General features: G+C 37.9%; 20 protein-coding genes, 1 pseudogene and 1 riboswitch. Of the genes and pseudogenes, 8 read left to right on the forward strand and 13 right to left on the reverse strand.

Annotated features, from left to right (window positions below):
* Window positions 1–24: 24 nt before the first annotated feature.
* The gene (locus tag ACLHDF_RS09445) at window positions 25–684 is read left to right on the forward strand and encodes an SIMPL domain-containing protein (protein ID WP_413918610.1); all 660 of its coding nucleotides are present in this window, start codon (window positions 25–27) and stop codon (window positions 682–684) included.
* A 62-nt stretch (window positions 685–746) separates the two neighbouring features.
* On the forward strand, window positions 747–1,013 hold the full coding sequence (locus ACLHDF_RS09450; protein WP_413918611.1) for a hypothetical protein: 267 nt from the start codon (window positions 747–749) through the stop codon (window positions 1,011–1,013).
* 36 nt (window positions 1,014–1,049) lie between these two features.
* Here ACLHDF_RS09450 and ACLHDF_RS09455 read toward each other — a convergent pair whose 3' ends face one another.
* The 5 genes from ACLHDF_RS09455 to ACLHDF_RS09475 all read right to left on the reverse strand — a co-directional run bounded on the left by ACLHDF_RS09455 (window position 1,050) and on the right by ACLHDF_RS09475 (window position 6,768).
* Window positions 1,050–2,231 carry a trans-sulfuration enzyme family protein gene (locus ACLHDF_RS09455; protein WP_413918612.1) on the reverse strand — a complete coding sequence of 394 codons (1,182 nt, stop codon included), beginning with the start codon at window positions 2,229–2,231 and terminating at the stop codon, window positions 1,050–1,052.
* Window positions 2,215–3,360, reverse strand: a complete 1,146-nt coding sequence (locus ACLHDF_RS09460) for a trans-sulfuration enzyme family protein (RefSeq protein WP_413918613.1) — start codon at window positions 3,358–3,360, stop codon at window positions 2,215–2,217. Before ACLHDF_RS09460 ends, ACLHDF_RS09455 begins: the two co-directional genes overlap by 17 nt.
* Before the next feature lie 71 nt (window positions 3,361–3,431).
* A riboswitch (SAM riboswitch) is annotated at window positions 3,432–3,549 on the reverse strand.
* 166 nt (window positions 3,550–3,715) lie between these two features.
* Window positions 3,716–4,378 (reverse strand): DUF2642 domain-containing protein, encoded by a 663-nt coding sequence (locus ACLHDF_RS09465; RefSeq protein ID WP_413918614.1) that lies wholly within the window; start codon window positions 4,376–4,378, stop codon window positions 3,716–3,718.
* Between the two features lie 64 nt (window positions 4,379–4,442).
* Window positions 4,443–5,552: a spore coat protein gene (locus ACLHDF_RS09470; RefSeq protein ID WP_413918615.1), complete on the reverse strand. Its 1,110-nt coding sequence runs from the start codon at window positions 5,550–5,552 to the stop codon at window positions 4,443–4,445.
* Between the two features lie 130 nt (window positions 5,553–5,682).
* Window positions 5,683–6,768, reverse strand: a complete 1,086-nt coding sequence (locus ACLHDF_RS09475; RefSeq protein ID WP_413918616.1) for a CotH kinase family protein — start codon at window positions 6,766–6,768, stop codon at window positions 5,683–5,685.
* A gap of 170 nt (window positions 6,769–6,938) precedes the next feature.
* Here ACLHDF_RS09475 and ACLHDF_RS09480 point away from each other — a divergent pair.
* Window positions 6,939–6,986 (forward strand): annotated as a pseudogene (locus tag ACLHDF_RS09480) (hypothetical protein); the annotation flags it as partial.
* Between the two features lie 19 nt (window positions 6,987–7,005).
* Here ACLHDF_RS09480 and ACLHDF_RS09485 read toward each other — a convergent pair.
* Window positions 7,006–7,416 (reverse strand): hypothetical protein, encoded by a 411-nt coding sequence (locus tag ACLHDF_RS09485; RefSeq protein WP_413918919.1) that lies wholly within the window; start codon window positions 7,414–7,416, stop codon window positions 7,006–7,008.
* A gap of 216 nt (window positions 7,417–7,632) precedes the next feature.
* Between ACLHDF_RS09485 and ACLHDF_RS09490 the strand changes: the two genes are divergently transcribed.
* Window positions 7,633–7,779: a hypothetical protein gene (locus tag ACLHDF_RS09490; RefSeq protein WP_413918617.1), complete on the forward strand. Its 147-nt coding sequence runs from the start codon at window positions 7,633–7,635 to the stop codon at window positions 7,777–7,779.
* 30 nt (window positions 7,780–7,809) lie between these two features.
* On the opposite strand, the gene ACLHDF_RS09495 is transcribed toward ACLHDF_RS09490, so the two are convergent.
* Window positions 7,810–8,223 carry a YppG family protein gene (locus ACLHDF_RS09495; protein WP_413918618.1) on the reverse strand — a complete coding sequence of 138 codons (414 nt, stop codon included), beginning with the start codon at window positions 8,221–8,223 and terminating at the stop codon, window positions 7,810–7,812.
* A gap of 230 nt (window positions 8,224–8,453) precedes the next feature.
* On the opposite strand from ACLHDF_RS09495, the gene ACLHDF_RS09500 reads away from it, so the two are divergent.
* Both ACLHDF_RS09500 and ACLHDF_RS09505 read left to right on the forward strand, forming a co-directional pair.
* The gene (locus ACLHDF_RS09500; RefSeq protein WP_013056115.1) at window positions 8,454–8,648 is read left to right on the forward strand and encodes a YppF family protein; all 195 of its coding nucleotides are present in this window, start codon (window positions 8,454–8,456) and stop codon (window positions 8,646–8,648) included.
* Window positions 8,649–8,773: 125 nt separating this feature from the next.
* Window positions 8,774–8,944: a hypothetical protein gene (locus ACLHDF_RS09505; RefSeq protein WP_413918619.1), complete on the forward strand. Its 171-nt coding sequence runs from the start codon at window positions 8,774–8,776 to the stop codon at window positions 8,942–8,944.
* Between the two features lie 94 nt (window positions 8,945–9,038).
* Here the strand turns inward: ACLHDF_RS09505 and ACLHDF_RS09510 are convergent, their stop codons facing one another.
* From ACLHDF_RS09510 to ACLHDF_RS09520, 3 genes are all read right to left on the reverse strand, one after another.
* Window positions 9,039–9,389 (reverse strand): YppE family protein, encoded by a 351-nt coding sequence (locus ACLHDF_RS09510; RefSeq protein WP_413918620.1) that lies wholly within the window; start codon window positions 9,387–9,389, stop codon window positions 9,039–9,041.
* A gap of 45 nt (window positions 9,390–9,434) precedes the next feature.
* The gene (locus ACLHDF_RS09515) at window positions 9,435–9,695 is read right to left on the reverse strand and encodes a hypothetical protein (protein ID WP_413918621.1); all 261 of its coding nucleotides are present in this window, start codon (window positions 9,693–9,695) and stop codon (window positions 9,435–9,437) included.
* Between the two features lie 340 nt (window positions 9,696–10,035).
* Window positions 10,036–11,031 (reverse strand): DUF2515 family protein, encoded by a 996-nt coding sequence (locus tag ACLHDF_RS09520; RefSeq protein ID WP_413918622.1) that lies wholly within the window; start codon window positions 11,029–11,031, stop codon window positions 10,036–10,038.
* 73 nt (window positions 11,032–11,104) lie between these two features.
* Here ACLHDF_RS09520 and recU point away from each other — a divergent pair, with 73 nt between their 5' ends.
* Both recU and ACLHDF_RS09530 read left to right on the forward strand, forming a co-directional pair.
* Window positions 11,105–11,704, forward strand: coding sequence for a Holliday junction resolvase RecU (gene recU, locus ACLHDF_RS09525; RefSeq protein ID WP_413918623.1), 600 nt, complete (start codon window positions 11,105–11,107; stop codon window positions 11,702–11,704).
* Window positions 11,705–11,767: 63 nt separating this feature from the next.
* A complete protein-coding gene (locus ACLHDF_RS09530; RefSeq protein ID WP_413918624.1) occupies window positions 11,768–14,611 on the forward strand; it encodes a PBP1A family penicillin-binding protein in 2,844 nt (947 codons plus the stop codon).
* 35 nt (window positions 14,612–14,646) lie between these two features.
* Here ACLHDF_RS09530 and ACLHDF_RS09535 read toward each other — a convergent pair whose 3' ends face one another.
* The 3 genes from ACLHDF_RS09535 to ACLHDF_RS09545 form a co-directional block, all read right to left on the reverse strand.
* Window positions 14,647–15,147 carry a YpoC family protein gene (locus ACLHDF_RS09535; protein ID WP_413918625.1) on the reverse strand — a complete coding sequence of 167 codons (501 nt, stop codon included), beginning with the start codon at window positions 15,145–15,147 and terminating at the stop codon, window positions 14,647–14,649.
* Window positions 15,134–15,805 (reverse strand): endonuclease III, encoded by a 672-nt coding sequence (nth, locus tag ACLHDF_RS09540; RefSeq protein ID WP_014460966.1) that lies wholly within the window; start codon window positions 15,803–15,805, stop codon window positions 15,134–15,136. Before nth ends, ACLHDF_RS09535 begins: the two co-directional genes overlap by 14 nt.
* A gap of 146 nt (window positions 15,806–15,951) precedes the next feature.
* Entirely contained in the window at window positions 15,952–16,659 is a 708-nt protein-coding gene (locus ACLHDF_RS09545) for a DnaD domain protein (RefSeq protein WP_413918626.1), read from the reverse strand.
* Window positions 16,660–16,911 lie beyond the last annotated feature (252 nt).

Here is a 16,911-nt window from a genome sequence, read left to right on the forward strand (position 1 = left end):
GATCAGTAAAGGAGGTTTTTTTGTATGCAACATTCTTATTTCCCTTATGAACCTACACAACAACTGCGCGTAGATACACAAAATAGAGAAATTAAAGTAATTGGTGAAGGAAGTGCTGCAGCACTTCCCAACGAAATTTCCATGACGATTGGAACTCGCACGGAGAATCAAAACGTTCAAGAAGCCTTAAAAGAAAATTCAACTGTCTCAAACACTCTGCTGCAAGAAATGAAAAACCTTGGAATTAACGAACAGCAAATTGAAACGGCTTCCTTTACCATAAATCCTAAATATGATTACAGCGATGGCAAATCTACTCTTGTAGGATACGAAGTACAGCACTTGTTTAGGGTAAGAGTGCAAGATGTAAAACAAGCGGGCGACGTCTATAACGCTACGTTTTCGAGCGGAGCCAATGTAGCACAAGACCTGCAATTTCACGTTACAAATGATGATAAATATGAACAAGAAGCAATTAGCAAAGCATTGCTTAACGCTAAAGAAAAAGCCTTTACCATTGCCAACACGCTGCAGCTCCCTATTAACCAAATACCTATTTTAATCGAAGAAGGCCCCGTCTATCAGTCATCTGGATCCTCGCCTAAGTTATTAGCAGCCTCTCCCCCTATTCAAGCTCAGTCCTTGACTGTATCCGCTTCTGTAAAAGTTACGTACACGTATTAATACTTGTGGTAAACTATAAATTATTATAATGAAGAAACTAATCTAAAGGAGCTATTTGCACAATGACTTCTGAACATTTACTAGCAGCTTATCAGACCCTATGGTTGAACCGTTCGTTCACTTCTAAACAGGCCATGACAAGTGAAGATCAGCTTCACGAAGCTATTTTGAAAGATTTAAAGGATGAAATGACTCATCCACGCGTCCGCCAAACGCCGCATGTAAAATATCATCTTGGCATAAAAAGAATTCTAGACAGCAGTCTCTCCTCTGATGAAAAAGTTGCGCTTACGTCCCTATACACAAACCTTTTAGATAGCTGTATATAACGATAAAAAGGACTTCCTTAATGGAAGTCCTTTTCTTTATTTGATTAACGCGTTTTCTTCTAAGCTTTGAAAAACAGCGTTAAAGTCTTGCTTCAAATCCTCGAATTCCTCTAACCCTACTGAAAGCCGAAGAAGTGAGTCTGTAATTCCTTTTTCTTCACGTACTTCTTTTGGGATACTTGCATGAGACATCGTTGCAGGATGTGTTAGGATGGATTCAACTGCACCTAGACTAACGCCAATTGAAGCCAACTTAACTCCCTGCAAGATATGACGTGCTACTTTTTCATCCTGTACTTGGAAAGAAATCATAGCTCCGTATCCATTTGCTTGTTCTGAAATCAGCTTGTGGTCTGGATGACTTTTTAAGCCCGGGTAGTATACGCGGCTTACTAGAGATTGTTCTTCGAGCCACTTTGCAAACTGCAATGCTGTTTTTAACTGCTGATCTAAACGAACTTTTAATGTCTTGATTCCTCGAAGTAGCAAAAAACAATCCTGTGGTCCTAAGATGGCACCAAAAGCATTTTGTACAAACTTTACTTCTTCTGCTAGCTTTTCATCGCTTACGACAACTAGACCACCAATGACGTCACTGTGACCGCTGATATATTTTGTAGCACTATGGATTACAATATTTACACCAAGGTCAATCGGCTGCTGTAGATAAGGTGTTAAAAATGTGTTATCCACAATTGTAAGGATATTGTGTTCCTTCGCTAAACTTGCTACTGCTTTAATATCCGTTACGTATAAAAATGGATTTGAAGGGCTTTCGATATAAATAGCTCTCGTATCTTTTGTGATAGCTTCTTCTACTTTCTCAACCTTCGTTGTATCAACAAAGGTTGTTTTGATACCAAACTTTGAAAATAATCGTGTTAATACACGATATGTCCCGCCGTACGTATCGTGCGAAACTAAAATTTCATCTCCTGATTCAAAAATAGATAACACGGATGAGATAGCAGCCATACCTGATGAAAAAGCAAACCCAGCGTATCCATTTTCTAGCTGGGCAATGGTGGTTTCTAAAGCCTCGCGAGTTGGGTTTCCTGAACGAGAATAGTCATAGCGACCGTTGTTTGTCTCATCTTCTTGGTTAAATGTGGACACCTGATAAATAGGTACGTTAACCGCTCCAAAATGGCCGTCAATTCCTGTGTTTGCATGAATTAAATTCGTACCAAATCTATGTTTATTATTGTTTGTATGCATCAAATGCCTCCTTCAAGTCTTTAATTAAATCATCTGCATGCTCAATTCCAACTGATAATCGCAGTAAACAGTTTGTTACTCCGACACGATTCCGAATTTCCTCGGGAATATCAGCATGTGTTTGACGAGCAGGGAAGGTCATCAGACTCTCCACTCCTCCTAAGCTTTCCGCAAACGTAATGACCTTGACATTTTCTAAAAGTACGGACACAATGTCAGGGTGTGAAACAGCAAAAGAAACCATGCCTCCAAATCCAGTCGCTTGTTTCTTCATGATTTCATAGCCTGGATGTGTTTCAAGACCGGGATAATACACTTTTTCTACGAGATCATGGATAGTAAGCCAATTCGCAATTTTCAATGCGTTTTCGTTATGCTTTTCCATACGAAGCGCTAGTGTCTTAACCCCTCGCAATAACAACCAGCTATCTTGTGGACCTAAGATTGCCCCAGCTGCATTTTGATAAAAACGAATTCTCTCTCCTAAGCTACTACATCGAGCCACTACAAGACCAGCAACTACATCATTATGACCACCAATGTATTTGCTTGCACTATGTATCACAATATCTGCTCCGAGCTCTAAAGGACGCTGATAGTAAGGTGACATGAATGTATTGTCAACAATAGTAAGCAAATCATGCTGTTTAGCTAACGCAATAGCCTCTGGCAAATCAGTCACGTGCATCATTGGATTGGTAGGCGTTTCAATAAATAAAGCCTTCGTATTGGGAAGAAGCGCATCTTTTACTTGATCGAGGTGAGCTGTGTTGACGTACGAAACAGTAATTCCTTGCTCTGAAAAGATTTCATTTAGCACTCGGTACGTCCCTCCGTATAAATCCTCTGATACAATTAAATGATCTCCGTTTTTAAATAGTGCTAAAACTGCCATTACACCCGCCATTCCTGAAGCGAATGCTACTCCTACTTCTCCTTTTTCTAAAACTGCAATTGCTTCTTCCAATGCTGTACGAGTAGGGTTTGCCGTACGTGCGTAGTCAAATCCTGTACTTTGCCCTAAAGCAGGATGAGCAAATGTTGATGCTTGGTAAATGGGTGTTGTAATAGAACCTGTTGAAGGGTCACGACCTACTCCTGAACGAACTAATAAAGTTTCAATTTTCATCTATTTCTCTCCTTAACTTAAAATAAAAAACACTCTTCACAGATGGAAGAGTGTTCGTTTATACACGATTTCTCTCATCTGTTAGAACAATACTGATGTTCCACAGGAATTAGCACCGTTCAAATGAATGTCTCATTTGATGGTTGCCGGGCATCGCAGGGCCAGTCCCTCCGCCACTCTTGATAAGAGTTCTATATAATTGTTGTTGGTTAACGTTTGTTGTTAATAACTTTAATAAAGATTTTCTTTATTGTCAACATAATTTTCTAAAAAGTTTAAATCATCTCATTTGTTTATTCAATATACTTGTCCTAATAAGCGCATAAAAAAAGAGACGACAGCGAGGTCTCTTTTTCTAAGGTAAGTGCACAGATTTTACGTGAGCTAACTTCCAATACATACTTTCTCCATTTGCCGTAATTAATTCAATAATATTATTGGAAACTTCTTTAAGTACGCCAACTTTTTCTGATTGATCTCCTAAATCTAATACAACCAATTGATTTTCATATTTTTTAAGCTGCTCTTCAAAGTTTCTAACAAAAGGTGCAGAGGCAGGCCTTACCGGGAGCTCTTTGTCACTTAAAGAATAAGGGGTTAACTCGTTACTGTAAGGGGTAAGCCATTTTAAATGATGCAGAGAAACGAATACATTTTTATACACTGGAGAGTAAAACACAAGATAATCATTTAGCACGCTCGTAATATAACCATGTAATGACTTTCCTCCAGTTACGTAAATTTCAATAAATTTCCCTTTTGCCTGCTGTAAAATATTACGATAAGAAATCCGCTGACTTTCTTCTATTAAGTTCTCTTCTATTTCACGTATAACCGTATAGTCTTCTTCTGATACTTCTCGCAAACGATGCATGTGTAAAAGAGGAATATACAAATAATCATGTCCATTATACAAAATCATGACATCTAACCCTAGGTCAACAAGTCTGCCAATAAACTTAGTATTCCCTGAAATATCTACTTCTACAATTTTATTAATATAGCGATTTATACTCATTCTCCTCCCTCTTTCCTATATGACAGAAAAGGTGCTTTATAAGCACCTTTTTTGTTCTTATTCATTATGCTTTCCAACGATAATTTTTTGTTTGGATGACTTGCTCTCTTGACGCTGACGAGTGTGAATCTGTGCGACGGCTTTTTCCTGACGAATATGAATCTGTGCGGCGGCTTCTTCCTGTACGACCTTCCGGAACGCTCTCTGCTGATCCTCCGTCTTCAGTATTTGTATTTTCCTCTTTCTGCTCATCATCTTGATTATTATTTTGTTTAAAAGATCCTTTTGCTCCTACACAAATGGTTTTAACATGTCTTGGTTGTAAGCGTAATACTTGATTATCCTGAACAAGGGTAAAAGTGCCATTCCGACTTTGCACCAATACACCTTCTACAGCCTCTGGACCGCCGCCATTGATTGATACCCATTTGTGTGATAGATGAGTAAATAAATTATTAAAGGTTTTTGATTTCATATAAGTTGGTTCCTGATTTGTAGCAAATTGATTATTCATTTGATTGTTATTATTGTTATTATTGTTATTATCATTTTGATATTCACTTATACTTTTTACATGTTCAACATTGATATAGACAACACCATCATCTTCCGACAGTAATACAAGGTAAGCAGACTCTGACGAACCTAATACGTCAAGTAGCTGGCCTGCTTTTTTCTCAGGACCGCCTTGATTTATTTGAACATATTTACTTTTCAGTAATGATAAAGTACTAGCAAATGTCTTGCCTCTATACAACTCTAAAGTACCCTCATTATCAAACCCGGTAAACGTCTGTGCTGAATTTGACATAGCATCTTCCGTAATACTCTTAACATGGGATAAATGATAATATACAACAGTATATTCTTGTTGATTATTTTGGTTGTTTTGGTTGTTTTGGTTGCTATTTCCTTCATTATTGTTTTCATCGTTGTTATTATTGTTATCGTTTTCTACTGCTAATATTAAATAATCAGACTGAACATCAAGTAAATAACCTGTTTTTGATTCAGGACCTCCTCGATAAACAGTCACCATTCTTCCTTTTAAAGGTTTAAACTGCGAAGAATAGCCTTTATCAGGCCGATTTGCATTTTTGCTGTGGCTTCGTTTTCGGTTTGGATTTGAATTTTGACCTTGATTTTGCCCATAATAATAATAATAGTTTTCCATTCTTTTTCCTCCTTGTTAGTCATCCATATTGGTCATTCATACTGTATATATACGTATCATGTACAGCTATTGATTTCGTACATTTGCCTATTATTAACAAATTCCACTTTTGCCTATCATTCTATGGTATCTAAAAAGTGAGAAGATTATTTTTAATATATGCTGTTCGGTCTTTTATAAAGGATAAAATAAATGCCGGCTCCTCATAAAATTGTTCTATATTATTTTTTACATAAGGATCTTTCAAAATATAAGGCTTAAGCTCTTCGTGCATTTGATAGACAATGGGCTTCATATATTCCACTGTAAATTGATTATTTAGAACATTGTTCATTTTTTGAATATAACGTTTTTTAATTCCGTCTACTGCCAACAAACGAGCTGTAAGCGTGTTGAATCCTTGTGCACGGACGTAATCTCCTTCCATTACTTTTCCATTTACATCCCTTCCCCAAGTCGCATCATAATCCCATGGAATCAGTTCAAAGCGTCCACTGTCATGGTTTCGATAGAGAGCATAGTTATGAACAAAACCGTCATAATTTTGCATACAAATAATGCCAACTAGCCAAGATAAGTAGCGGTCGACGTTTAGATACTTCTCAATATTCTGTTCGAATTCTGTATTTGTCCATGTATTAACATTAAATATAAACTGTTCTAATTTTTCCTCATCTCCTTGTTTCACTACTTTATCTTCATAACCTGATAACAGGGATGTTTTCGGCTTTTTATCCAAATCACTCATTAAAGAAAAATTAGCATCCCCATCCACTGCATAAAAGATGGAGCCCTCTGACAAATTTCTTTTTTTCAAGAATAGTTCGTCGACAGATTCAAGCTGAAGATATACCCCTTCGTTCTTCCCATTAACTGTGAGGGTAATAAACTGAGATTGAGGAGATAAAACATCCAAGGTAGAGAAAAAATCAAGGGACAATTTGTTGCGCATAAGGGATGGATCTTTGTATTCAGCGTTCAAATGTATTTCTTTAGAATGCTGAAAGATTTTTGGGGAATAAAATTCAATATAATATGACTTTTTCTTCATCTTCCGAATATGTGAGCCTCTTAGCAACAAATCAATATCGTAGCGTTTTTTGTTAAATTTCATTGTTGCCTGAATGGCTTCTTCTGACCAAATGTCTCTGTACATTTTTTTTAAATCTTTTACATTTATAAACAAAGCGTATTGAGGAATTTCTTTTTGTTTCATTACTTGACCACCTTTCTTGGATTAATAAATTATATGAACCTCAAATTCGCCATGATACCTCATCCTATCAACTATTTATGCAAATTCCACTTTTGCCTTATATCAAAAATCAGTACTACAGCGTATCCTATTAAGACAATACCTAGTCCAATATATAGGAGGTTTTTTAATTGCATATTACAGCTCAAAAAATTAAAGAGGCCGCAGAAGCCCTAGAGTGTACAGAATTAAAATCTTTTATGTTTCAAGAGCCGACTGCCGGCCCTCTGACAAGACGTCGCCGTTCTTCTCGTGGAACCCACCGCTCTTCCCGCGGTACTCGCCGCTCTTCCCGCGGTACTCGCCGTTCTTCTCGTGGAACTCGCCGCTCTTCCCGCGGTACTCGCCGTTCTTCTCGTAGAACTCGCCGTTCTTCCCGCGGTACTCGCCGTTCTTCTCGTAGAACTCGCCGCTCTTCCCGCGGTACTCGCCGTTCTTCTCGTGGAACTCGCCGCTCTTCCCGCGGTACTCGCCGTTCTTCTCGTAGAACTCGCCGCTCTTCCCGCGGTACTCGCCGTTCTTCTCGTGGAACTCGCCGCTCTTCCCGCGGTACTCGCCGTTCTTCTCGTGGAACTCGCCGCTCTTCCCGCGGTACTCGCCGCTCTTCACGTGGAACTCGCCGCTCTTCCCGCAGTACTCGCCGTTCTTCTCGTGGAACTCGCCGCTCTCGCCGCTCTTAATTTCTATAAATACTCGCCTTTATTGCGAAAAAACGCCGAAGAACCATGAGTATCTTCGGCGTTTTTTTCCACTTATAGAAGGGGCACAGTTGGAAATATACTAAGATGGAGTGTTATTCATTTTATATAGAGAAGGAGAGGTTTTATGAAAACAAACAAGCATCAAACTCCATCTTCATCAACAACGGATATCGAAGAAGTCAAACGTTTAAATGCTCAGTCTGGATTAACTTACAATGAAGTATTTGCACTTCTTGGAGAAACCTATTTGAAAAATCAAAAGAAAAAATAATAAGAAAGGACTAGAAACCACTTCTAGTCCTTATACTTTGAAAATCCCGGAAAATCCTTTTACTAAGGATGTTAATTGATTCATGGCTCCCATCATCTGCCCAGCAGTATTCATCATCTTGTTCATATCATAATTGCCGTCACTCGATTTAAACTGAGACATTAATGACTGAAATTGAGAAGGCTGGGGCTTTTGTTGCTGAGCTTTAGGGTATGGATTAAAAGGCGCACCTGCATTATTGTACATTGGATGCTGGTACATTCCGTTCATATAAGGAATTTGCTGAGGACCAAAAGGCATTTGTTGCTGAGCGTACGGATGTTGCGGCATATAAGCTTCCGTCCATGGCTGCTGATGATACTGTGGAAATGGATGTACCTGACTTAAATCAAAACGTTCTGGCTGATGTTGCTCATAATACGGATAGTGCTTACTTGTATACATGCAAAATCAATACCTCCTTTTTAATATTACATAATATATAGTATGTATGCAGAAATAAGAGGTGACGTTCGTCTACTTGTACTTTTGGAGAACACATTCAAAAATATGTAAGTTTCTGTCGAAAGTTTAAATTTTTCAAAAAAACGAGATTATTTAAATATATGGTACGATAAGAACAAGTGATACTACCTATACGTAGTGGCACAAATGGGGATTAGGAGGGAATTTACATGTATGTGAACGAACTTCAAGAAGCTTTTATTGCGGTGAAACAATATGAGCCGCAGTCAAGTAATGAATTACTCGATTTTGCCCAGCAGCAGTATTTAAAAGGTTTTTTAACTCCTATGAATTACAAAGCCGCTGTGCGTGAACTCGAACAAATTGGAGCTACTAAGCCCGATTTTAGTGCACAAGATGATTAATTTTTTTACTACCACCGAGAAATCGGTGGTTTCTTTGTTTCCTATAAAGTGGACACATACTTCTTTTTTGACTTGTTTATACTATAAAAGCTTTAACGTAGTATTCAATAAAGGAGGTCTATCTCATGAGTCGTGGAAAACATTTTGATCATAAAAAGCAAGGACAAAGTGCAGTAACAAAAACAAATAACACCGTTGCTTCTAAACACACGGAAAAAGTTGATTATCATATCGATACAGTCGCTTCACAAGATCACCCAGCTGTTTCTATCCAGTCTCAAAAAGATTTTGATTAACTTTTTTATTGATAATGATAAAATGCCTAAAGAGTTTCCTCTTTAGGCATACATAGAAAATCCCCACCTTGTAGATCTCAACGAAAGGCCGGGATTAATTATTCAATATCGACTCGAGCACATACTTATTTGAGTGATACATCTTTTTAAATCGCTTTTCTCGCGTCTCGGGATAAAATGACTGTAGTACAACGTTTTGTAAATTTTCTTTTAACGTCTCTACTTGATTAACATGAATATATTTTGGTCGCTCCTTCTTCAGCCATTCCGTTACAAGACTAGCCCATTCATCAAGTTCTTTGAAGAAAATATCTCCATAAGGCTTTACTTCTTCAAAAAATTTCACTTCATAATTTTCTTCCCGTTGAATAGACGCTAATCGTTCTACAGCTACTTCATTATATTTAAACATGTTCTCCGTACTTTTTTTCACATCTTCAATCATTGTTATTCGTCACCTCTACGATGACTATTGTAACATAAACAATCCTTATACTGTATGAAGAACCATCTCTCTTCGACTTCGACTTCGACTCCATTCTGTTCCAGAAGGCATGCTTTCATATACAGCTACTTCGATTTCTTGCAGTGATTGGTCAATGCGATGAACTTGTTCCATATATGTTTCTTCACAATGTGTAAATGTTTCATTTATAGATGTAGACATTGCTTTGTCCACTAAATCTACTTGCTCTAGTAAGCTATCTAATAAAGTCATCATTTCGCTTGTTTTAACCATATTTTGTTTCATCGCCATCCCTCCAAATTTTCCTTTGCATAACGTATTCTCCCTTTTCTTCATTGTCCCTTCATACATGACAAAACTAGTTTCTATTCGTCAAAGAAAGATGTTTTCGACATTTTCATTTATGGTGAATCGAAAAAGAGTATATTGAAAACACTAGTATAGACATTTCAGTTAAGCAGATATATTCTGCTCCTGAACGTTCATTACAACATGATAGGAGGTGCCTAGATATGGCCAGTAAACAGCAAAAATCACAGCCTAAAAATAAGCCTGAAACAAAAACCTACGGTGATCCTAAAAAGTTAAACGGTCCTAACCAGCCTTCTACTTAAGAACAAAACGGTCACTTGTGACCGTTTTTATTTGCATTAAATACTTGCGCTACTTTCATTAAGATATATAGCTGCTTTTGCTTTTGAAGATACCAGGTTGTAAAATGAACCTTCTTTGGAAAAAGTGGCTCTTTCATGAGCTTTTGTGCCTCTTTTTTCGTTAAAAACCACGTTTCTCTCTTCTTTTCATGATGTCTAATAGCTGGATACACCTTTCTCAGAGCAGGTGTACGATAACTGATTTCATTTACAAAATACTGCTCATAATCATATCTTGAACCCGTATGCTTTGTTTTCAAAGAAAATTCATAAAACAAAGGATAATACTTTTCATGAAATAATAAGGCCGCTAATTTCTTCCCCAAATCAATGCGGTTATTTACTTTTGTAAAATCATGAACAGAACACCCGTATAGCTCCCCTTTTGTAGTAGGAAAAAGGACGGAACTGAAGTGAAATATATCTTGAAAAAAAAACAGCATACTTTTAAACACTCTATCTTGATAAAATGGCTGCTCAATAACAGGCTTTTGAATAACATGTTGCTCATTCACAATTAACGCATGAATAAGCTGCAGTTCACAAGGTTTTCGCATAAATTGTTTCCACTTCTCTTCGATAAAAGATGAAACATTTAAATAGGGTAGTAAATGAACGTAAGAGACATGTTTTTTACGTGACACAGCATACAATAATAACTGTGGAAAGACATCTCTAAAAATAAGCCAATTTGCTCTTTCATACGTTAAAAATAATAAATCGCGCGTTTGCTTTGATAACGCTTTTTTCATTTTTTCTCCTTGCAAATCACACATATTCCACCCTGCATTGCGTGATACCATACTTGCGAGAAATGCCCACTTTACTTCAGGATATCTATGATAAAAAGTTGCATAAGCTTGGGTTCTTGATATATTATCAATATTCAGCTTGTCTGTTGTTTTTTTTATCGCCGTCAACAGCGCTTGTTCCGAACTATTGAGTGACATCTCTTCATCTTCTTTCATCTATTTTTATTTGTAGGATTTGGTATAATAGAATTTGTTTGTTTAATAGATTTACACTAAAGGAGTGATGGTTATGATTCGCTATCCTAACGGAAAGGCCTATAAGCCATTAAATACCAGCAGTCCTTCCCCTAAAAAGCTAGAAGCTAGCTATAGCAATCGTGGTATGACGCTGGAGGACGATTTAAACGAAACAAACCAATACTATGTTTCAAAAGGAATAGCCATTGTTCACAAAAAACCAACCCCTGTTCAAATTGTAAAAGTAGACTATCCGAAGAGAAGTGCCGCTGTCATCAAAGAAGCTTATTTTAAACAGGCTTCTACTACAGACTATAACGGAGTCTACAAAGGTAAATACCTTGACTTTGAAGCAAAAGAAACGAGAAATAAAACCTCATTTCCGCTGCGTAATTTTCATGAACATCAAATTGAACATATGAAACAAATTGTGAAACAAAATGGGATTTGTTTCGTTATATTAATGTTCTCTACTTTACAAGAAATATACTTGTTCGAAGCACAGTTCCTTTTTCCTTATTGGGATGCCATGAAAAAAGATGGAAGAAAATCAATCCCTAAGGCAGATATTGAAAAAAAAGGACATTTCATCGAACTTGGTTACCATCCGAGAATCGATTACATAAAAACTATAGATAAATTATACTTTTAAGAGTATGATATATATGTTTACGGAAATCATTCTCTTACAATGCGTTGAAAGGTAGGAGTTTTTATGTCAGATAATTATCGCTCTCGTGAAGAACGACGAAGAGCTATGAATGACAACAAACCAGAAGGTAAATCTCAAGGAAAACCGAAAAAGAAGAAAAAAGGAGGCCTATTTCGTAAAATTGTTGCGGCAGTTTTACTGATAGGAATCATTGGGCTCATTGCCGGAGTGGGAACTTTTTTTGCTATGATAAGCGATGCTCCAAAAGTTGATGACTCGGTATTAAAAAACTCTTTTTCATCTAAAGTATATGCAAACGATGGAAAAACAGTTGTAAAAGAAATTGGAGCTCAAAAACGTACATATGTGCAATACGATGAAATTCCTCAAGTCGTCAAGAATGCATTTATCGCTACGGAAGACGTTCGCTTTTATAAACATCACGGCGTCGACTTTTACCGTATTGGCGGAGCATTAATGGCGAATTTTAAAAACGGCTTCGGTGCTGAGGGCGGTAGTACGATTACTCAGCAAGTGGTAAAGAATTCATTCTTATCACCAAAGAAGACGGTTAAACGTAAAGTACAAGAAATGTGGTTAGCTTACCAACTTGAGCGTAAATATTCCAAGCAACAAATTCTTGAAATGTATTTAAACAAAATATATTTCGCATCAGGTGAAGTATACGGTATTGAACGAGCAGCCGAAAAATTCTACGGGGTTAAAAGCGTAAAAGATTTAACTCTTGATGAAGCTGCTATGTTGGCAGGCTTACCAAAAGCCCCAACTACTTATAACCCAGTTACAAATCCAGAGAATGCTACTAAACGCCGTAACACAGTATTAAACTTAATGGCTAAAAACGGCTTTATTACACAAGCCGAGGCTGACAAAGCAAAACAAGTAGATGTACAAGCTCACTTAGCTAAACAAACCGAGTCAACATCTAAATACGATGTGTTTATTGATCAAGTAATCGAAGAAGTAAAAAAGAAAACAGACGCAGATCCATTTTCTGCAGGCTTAGAAATTTATACAACGCTTGACACGGATGCTCAGGACTATGTTGATGATGTGATGAATAACAAAGTCGTTAACTTCCCGAACGATAAATTCCAAGCAGGTCTTGTCGTTGTAGATAATGAAACAGGCGGTATTCAAGCGATTGGAGGCGGACGTAATCGTGTATCTGGCGGCTTAAACTTTGCAACGAATATGAGACGTCAGCCCGGGTCAACAATTAAGCCGATTTTAGATTACGGTCCAGCGATTGAGAACTTAAAGTGGTCCACTGGACAACCGATAAAAGATGAAGAATATCATTATTCAAACGGCACGCCAATCCGAAACTTTGGACGTAACTATAAAGGCTGGGTTTCAGCACGTGAAGCTCTAGGGCGCTCACTGAACATCCCTGCTTTAAAAGCGTTCCAAGCAACTGGTGCGGACAAAGCAAAAGAGTTTGCCACAGGCCTTGGGCTGAAATTAGACGAGGAAGACGGCGAAGCTTATTCTGAATCTTATTCTATCGGGGGCTTCCGTACAGGTGTTACACCTTTACAAATGGCCGGAGCTTACAGCGCTTTTGCAAATGAAGGTGTGTACAATGCGCCTCATACAGTTACAAAAGTAAAATTCCCTGACGGAACAGAAATTGATTTAACGCCAAAATCAAAACGTGCAATGCAAGATTATACGGCATTTATGATGACGGATATGATGAAATCCGTTGTAAACGAATCGTATGGTACAGCTCGTGCTGTTCGTACACCAGGATTAGAAATTGCAGGTAAAACAGGAACTTCAAACTTTAGTGCTGATGAGAAAAAACGATACAACATTCCTGCTGCTGGTGAAAAAGACGTTTGGTTTAATGGATTTACGCCAAACTATACAATTTCCGTATGGACAGGCTATGAAACTGCTAAAGACGGCTATATTTTAAGTGCTAATGAAACTGGCATGGCAAAAAATATCTTTAAGCATGTTATTACTCATATTTCTGAAGGCAAACCTAAAGGAAGTTTCAAGCAGCCAGACAGCGTAGTTGAACGTTCCGTGGAAAAACCAACCGGCAAAGACTTAAAACGCCCAAGCGGCTCTACTCCTTCGAGCTTAATTACTAAAGAATACTTTGTACGCGGTACTGCACCGACAAAAGTATCTCAAACATTTGTGAAGAAAGAAAAAGAAGAAAAGAAAGAAGAAAAGAAAGAAGATAAAAAAGAGGACAAAAAAGACAGTAAAGATGTGAAGCCAAAAATTACTGCTTCGTATAGCGGAGGAGCAATTTCAGTTAACTGGTCAGCGTCAAACGCAGCCAGTGATACGACCTTTACAGTCACAATGTCATCTCCTAGCGGTTCTGAACAACTCGCATCTGGCGCAGGAGCCGGTGGAAAAACAATTTCCAGCCCAGCACCAGGCGCAACGTATAGCTTTACCGTAACAACAAATACGGGCGAAAGCGCTAGTTCTTCTGTAAAGGTACCTGATTCATCAGATCAAGCTACCGAGGATGACTCTACTAAGCCTGAAGATGATGGAACAACAAACGATAATCAAAATGAAGACAATAGCAATACTGATCAAAACAACGGCTCTGATCAAGGTGACGATTCATCTACGCAGCCGGATGATAACCAAAACAGCAATAATGGCAACAATAACGGTGGAAACAATAGTGGAAATACCGATAATAACAATAATGATGGCGGTAATGTTAACAATGGTAATAGCGGTAACAACAATAATAACGGAGGCACAACAACTCCTCCAGCAGACAACGGTGGAAGTGACTCAGGAAGTCAAACGCCTTCAACACCTGCTACACCATCAACGCCGTCAACGCCTTCAACACCTGCTACGCCTGCTACACCGCAGCAAGAGCCAACAACTGAAAATTAACGTAGCAGTAAAAAGCCCCTACACGTGTAGGGGCTTTATTTTTTATAAAAAATAAGCATTTTTACATATTGCTTACGCAACTCATTAAATAATTCTGTCAGCTGAATATAGGATTGATAAGAAGAAACTCGCTGCAATAAAAACATAAGCCTCTCAGCACAGTTAATAGGCTTATAGGTTAAATCTGCTATATCTTCCTGCAGTTGATTTAACCGTCGAACGGGCTGTCCATTAATCCAAAACAATAAACTAATGTACATAGCAACAGCTTGTTTCATATAAGGAGCTGCTTCTCTTGCTTTTCGCTGAGAAAAAAGCATATGCAGCTCTTCTTTTTGAGTTTCCCACTTCTCAAAAAATGGCCGTATGTCCTTTTGAACATCCCTCCAAGGTGTTTTCGTTTCCTTATGTACATCATATAAAATATCATAAGCAAAATAAGACCTTCCATTCTTTGCATCTACTTCAAGAATCCAATCTTCTTTTGAATAGAATGGTTCGCATATAAAATGTGATGGCACTTCAATCGATAACATCTGTCTTCTTCTCTTTTCCTTTCATTCGTTTCTTTCCTTCTCTACAAAGGTCAAGAAGCGGGCAGACATGACATTGAGGAGACTGTGCTTTACAATGATAGCGGCCAAAAAAGATAAGGCGATGATGCGTAACCGACCATTCATCTTTCGGAATCTTTCGCATCAGCGTTTTTTCTACTTCCAAAACAGAATCTTTCCACCTGCAAATCCCAAGGCGTTTACTTACGCGTTCTACATGCGTATCTACTGCTATTGATGGTACTCCAAAAGCTACAGATACAACAACGTTAGCCGTCTTTCGCCCTACTCCTGGGAGATTAGTCAGCTCATCACGATCTCTTGGAACTTCTCCTCCGTATTCATCAATTAGCATACGGCAAAGCTTTTGAATATTTTTAGCTTTGTTTCTATATAAGCCGATTGATCTAATATCTTGCTGCAGCTCTTCTAACGAAACGGCTAAATAGTCTTCAGGCGTTTGATATTTCTTAAATAGATCCGCTGTTACGCGGTTGACTAAAGCATCTGTACACTGAGCAGATAGCGCTACAGCAATAACTAAATCAAAAGGATTTCGATGATTTAATTCACAGTGAGCGTCAGGAAACATTTCCGCCATAGCATCTAGACACTGTCTGATTTGTTTTAACGTTAACATACTAGTTCTCCTTCTTCTTACGGGTAGTTCCCTCCTATTTTACAATAGGGTTCCTGTCAAATGCTACTTTTGCCCATATTCTTTTAAAAAAAGCTGCTTCAAGATTCAATTACTTGGATCCTGAAGCAGCTTTTTATCCTGTCATTTCATTGCTCTAGCCAGTTAAAAAAAGGAATGGCTGATGTAGACTGTGAAGGATTAACAGACGGTAGGTTTTTAGGCTGTTGATTTTGACGAAACTTTTGGCTATGCTTGCGGGCTTGATCAATTGTCCGAATACCATTTTTCTTCCATTCAAATAAAATACGATCAATATACCGGAAGTTTAATTTTCCAGACATCACCGACTCTCTTAGTGCCGCTTTAATAATAATGGGATCATGATGATCTTGATCAATCCACATCGCTAGCGTCTCGCATTCAAACGGAGACAACGCTCGGCCAAACTCTTTTTCAAACATTGTATATAAATTAAGCTCTTCTTGTTCTTCTTCGCTTTTTTCTACTTCTCTTGTTTCTTGCATCATATGATGAATAAGCTTTTCCCACAGCGGTTTTAATGAATAACGTTCACAAATAAGGGCATTTTGCTGTTGATCTTGCTCAATGGATAAAAAACCGCGCTGAATTAATGCTCGCAGCGTATCCATACAGACAGCACTTGAAATACTCATTTTTGCCGCCAATTCGTTAGGTGTCGGGAACCCCTCACCGCCTTCAATGGAAACATAAATATGCATTAACGTCATGAATTCCGTTTCGTTCATTCCCAAATCGCTATAGTGATTAAACAACAGCTTCGGAATCGAAACTGTGCCTTGTTCCAACCATTCAATTAACGTTTCTTTTTTCATATCCGAACACCTCAGTAGTTAGTATATCATGAAGTTTATAGTCAAAGTAATAATTATTCGAAGCTAAAAAAGCTTCTATGTAAAACTTTCCGCTGAAACCGCACCGTTGATCTGCACATATAAAACATATATGAACGATGACTTTCTTCCAAGAATATTACACTAACTTATTTTTTCGAGATTTGCAACTCCCTTTTAAGTTAGAGTCTCTTCTATATTTACCTTTGTTTCCTTCTGATATAAGTAAAAGCC

Source organism: Priestia megaterium, from assembly GCF_046599315.1.
Taxonomy (GTDB): Bacteria; Bacillota; Bacilli; order Bacillales; family Bacillaceae_H; genus Priestia; species Priestia megaterium_F.

Coding starts and splice junctions, on each gene's coding strand:
- ACLHDF_RS09445 (WP_413918610.1), top strand. CDS start 25: ATGCAACATTCTTATTTCCCTTATGAACCTACACAACAACTGCGCGTA.
- ACLHDF_RS09450 (WP_413918611.1), top strand. CDS start 747: ATGACTTCTGAACATTTACTAGCAGCTTATCAGACCCTATGGTTGAAC.
- ACLHDF_RS09455 (WP_413918612.1), bottom strand. CDS start 2,231: ATGCATACAAACAATAATAAACATAGATTTGGTACGAATTTAATTCAT.
- ACLHDF_RS09460 (WP_413918613.1), bottom strand. CDS start 3,360: ATGAAAATTGAAACTTTATTAGTTCGTTCAGGAGTAGGTCGTGACCCT.
- ACLHDF_RS09465 (WP_413918614.1), bottom strand. CDS start 4,378: ATGAGTATAAATCGCTATATTAATAAAATTGTAGAAGTAGATATTTCA.
- ACLHDF_RS09470 (WP_413918615.1), bottom strand. CDS start 5,552: ATGGAAAACTATTATTATTATTATGGGCAAAATCAAGGTCAAAATTCA.
- ACLHDF_RS09475 (WP_413918616.1), bottom strand. CDS start 6,768: ATGAAACAAAAAGAAATTCCTCAATACGCTTTGTTTATAAATGTAAAA.
- ACLHDF_RS09490 (WP_413918617.1), top strand. CDS start 7,633: ATGAAAACAAACAAGCATCAAACTCCATCTTCATCAACAACGGATATC.
- ACLHDF_RS09495 (WP_413918618.1), bottom strand. CDS start 8,223: ATGTATACAAGTAAGCACTATCCGTATTATGAGCAACATCAGCCAGAA.
- ACLHDF_RS09500 (WP_013056115.1), top strand. CDS start 8,454: ATGTATGTGAACGAACTTCAAGAAGCTTTTATTGCGGTGAAACAATAT.
- ACLHDF_RS09505 (WP_413918619.1), top strand. CDS start 8,774: ATGAGTCGTGGAAAACATTTTGATCATAAAAAGCAAGGACAAAGTGCA.
- ACLHDF_RS09510 (WP_413918620.1), bottom strand. CDS start 9,389: ATGATTGAAGATGTGAAAAAAAGTACGGAGAACATGTTTAAATATAAT.
- ACLHDF_RS09515 (WP_413918621.1), bottom strand. CDS start 9,695: ATGAAACAAAATATGGTTAAAACAAGCGAAATGATGACTTTATTAGAT.
- ACLHDF_RS09520 (WP_413918622.1), bottom strand. CDS start 11,031: ATGAAAGAAGATGAAGAGATGTCACTCAATAGTTCGGAACAAGCGCTG.
- recU (WP_413918623.1), top strand. CDS start 11,105: ATGATTCGCTATCCTAACGGAAAGGCCTATAAGCCATTAAATACCAGC.
- ACLHDF_RS09530 (WP_413918624.1), top strand. CDS start 11,768: ATGTCAGATAATTATCGCTCTCGTGAAGAACGACGAAGAGCTATGAAT.
- ACLHDF_RS09535 (WP_413918625.1), bottom strand. CDS start 15,147: ATGTTATCGATTGAAGTGCCATCACATTTTATATGCGAACCATTCTAT.
- nth (WP_014460966.1), bottom strand. CDS start 15,805: ATGTTAACGTTAAAACAAATCAGACAGTGTCTAGATGCTATGGCGGAA.
- ACLHDF_RS09545 (WP_413918626.1), bottom strand. CDS start 16,659: ATGAAAAAAGAAACGTTAATTGAATGGTTGGAACAAGGCACAGTTTCG.